Below are 1,402 nucleotides of genomic sequence, written 5' to 3'. Positions count from 1 at the left end.
GTCTGGACTTCGGTAACGGGGGCGTCCCAGTCAAGCCGTTTTTCGCAGAACAATTGATCCGCCATAGCGGTTCCTTTGATTTTTTGGTGCCCACCCTGGCTTCTGTCGCGGCTTTCGGCTGAGATCCTTGGGGTACATGCTTCGGTTCGTGGTCAGCGCGGCGGCTGCCAACATGATGCTGGTTCGATGTAATTCCGATGTGCCCATCTCATAGGCGTGCTTGGCTTGTGTCAGCGACAGTCCAGACCACGGCATCATCGGAACCACGTCCCTGCGGGACCTCAAAGCCTGCAATCAGGGAGGCAACGGGTGGGATATCATCCTGTCAGACAGGGTTCGGTGCCGCATCTGACTGGAAGGTTGTGCCATCGACCCAGATACGATGAAGAATAACCGCGATGCGGCGTGCGAGGGCGACCATCGCAATTTTGCTTCCACGCCGCTGTGCGAGTTGAGCTCCCCATATTCTCAGCCATGTCGATCGGCCATGGTTCATCATGACGGTTGCCGCCTGGCACAATGCGCGCCTCAAATTGACGTCACCAGCTTTGGTGATGCCGCCTGAGACGTCCCGTTCACCGGACTGGCTGCGTGAGGGCGTCAGACCAACCCAAGGACCAACCCTCTTTGAAGACCGAAAGCGTGCCGGATCATCGACAGCTGCGCGGAAGGTCAGAGCGACGACTGCACCGATCCCTGGCATTGTCATCAAACGGTGGCACACTGGATCGTCTTGGGCGAGCTGACGTACTTGTTTCTCAAGGGCTGCCAGTTCCCGTCGCAACGTTGCTCTGGCGCGCAGCATTGGTGCCGTTGCGGTTTCCAGCATGGGATTACCTTCTGCCAGCTCCTGAATGCGGGCCTCGAACCTGCCACGCGAGATTGCGCCGACCTTGAGGCCGAAGTTCCGCAGCAGACCTCTGAGCGACATTTCCAGAGCGATCATGTTCTGCTGAATGGCTTTCCGAGCGCCGAGAACAGCTCGCGTTTCCTGAGCGGAGACGGATTTACAGTGGACCGGTCGGAACCAGCCGAGATGCAGAAGGCGTGCAATCCCTTCTGCATCGCGTCGATCTGTCTTGATCGGCATCGCCTTCAGCGCTCCCTTCACTTGGCGCGTTTCCATGAGCACGGCATCAAGGCCAGCCTCAGTCAGCCCTCGGTGCAGCCATTGTGACAGTGGCCCGGCTTCCAGGCCAATTGCTGCGACGCTGCCGTCAAGTTCGTCCAACCAGCGCGCCAAAGCTTCGGGTTCACTTTCAGCCTCAGCCTCTTTGACGATCTAGCCATGCTCGCTGACCACACACACCGCGGTCTTCGCCAACGACACATCCAATCCAATAAATAGCTTCATCCCGTCATCCTCCATCTGGGTTCAATACGGGAATGGCGACAGCGCGGT

The 1,402-nt window shown here is 58.4% G+C and carries 1 pseudogene; it reads right to left on the bottom strand.

Going from position 1 to position 1,402, the window contains the following annotated elements:
- Positions 1–325: 325 nt before the first annotated feature.
- Positions 326–1,354 (bottom strand): annotated as a pseudogene (locus HCZ87_RS20705) (IS110 family transposase).
- Positions 1,355–1,402: the final 48 nt, after the last annotated feature.

Origin of the sequence: Phaeobacter sp. HF9A, from assembly GCF_011806385.1 — a bacterium.
Lineage (GTDB): Bacteria > Pseudomonadota > Alphaproteobacteria > Rhodobacterales > Rhodobacteraceae > Epibacterium.
This window is presented reverse-complemented; position numbering and strand designations above follow the sequence as displayed.